The 1,189-nt window shown below is 77.9% G+C and carries 1 pseudogene; it reads right to left on the minus strand.

The features are described from left to right. Positions 1-1,189: pseudogene (locus HW577_RS25365) on the minus strand (DUF4159 domain-containing protein); the annotation flags it as partial.

The following is a 1,189-nucleotide window of genomic DNA, read 5'->3' on the forward strand; positions in this document are numbered from 1 at the left end:
GCGGCCGGGCGCGGCGGCGGGAGATGCGCCGAGAGGTTCAGCGCGCGCCGCCAGGTGGCCTCGTCGGGCTGCCCCGCCGTGCCGTACCAGCCGGGCGGGTGGCGGGGCGAGGCCGCCGTCTCCTCCACCCTGTTGGCCGGGATGGGGGCGGCGGCGGGCGGGGCGGGGCCAAGCCGGCCGAAGCCGTCCAGGATCTCGAGCGGGGCGAGCGGCGCTTCCCCTTCCGCCCCCTGCACGCCGGCCGAGAGCGAGACGAGGCGGCGCAGCATGTCCACGAACAGGCCCGAGAGCGGCAGGCTCGACCATTCCGCATTGGCGGTGACGTGGAACAGCACGATCCGCCCCTTGCCGCGCGCCACGGCGGTGACCAGCGGCGTGCCGTCCGACAGCCGCGCCCAGGAGCGCTCGGTCAGGCGCGGGGAGGGTTCCGCCAGCACTTGCCGCTCGATCGTCACTTCCGCCGGCGGCACCAGCCCGGCGAAGGGCGAGCCTTCGGGGAAGGGCGCGAGGGTCTGCGGCCGGTCCCAGGACAGCGCGCCGCCCAATTGCCGTTCGCCCGCGCGCAACGCCACGGGCAGCAGCGGGTCCGGCCGTTCGGCGAGCCGCGGGCCGGCGAAGCGCACCAGCGTGCCGCCCTCCTCGACCCAGCGCGTCAGTGCCTCGCGCTCCCGCCCCTCCGGCACCTCCCGGTCGGCCAGCACCAGCACGGCGAGGCGGCGGGCGAGCAGCGCCTCCGGCGTGCCGCGCCGGATCTCCGCATAGGGGGCGAGCGCGCGGTCGAGGTAGAAGAGGTCGCCGGTCAGCGGCGCGTCCGCGCTCGTCTCGACCGCGGCGGACAGGCCCACGGGGCGGCGGCGGAAGCGCTCATCCAGCAGCACCGTCCCGGCCGCGCCGGCCTCGGGTTCCAGGTCGAGGCGGACCACCTGGTTGCGGATCTCGATCGGCAGGTCGAGCGCGGCCTCGGCGCTCGTCGCGCCGGGCGGGAAGGACAGGGTGGCGGAGGCGATGGCGCGGCCATCCCCGGTCCGCGCCAGCACCGTCGCCTCGGTCGGCACGGTCATCGGCGCCTGCAGCGCGCGGGCGACCAGCCGGTCGGCTTCCGCGCGCGGGGCGGGAAGGATGCGCTGCGGCTGCGCGGCGGCACGGGCGAGGGTGAGCGGCCCGGCTTCCGCCAGCGCCGCGCCGAAGC

Origin of the sequence: Neoroseomonas rubea (assembly GCF_016106015.1) — a bacterium.
GTDB lineage: Bacteria > Pseudomonadota > Alphaproteobacteria > Acetobacterales > Acetobacteraceae > Neoroseomonas > Neoroseomonas rubea.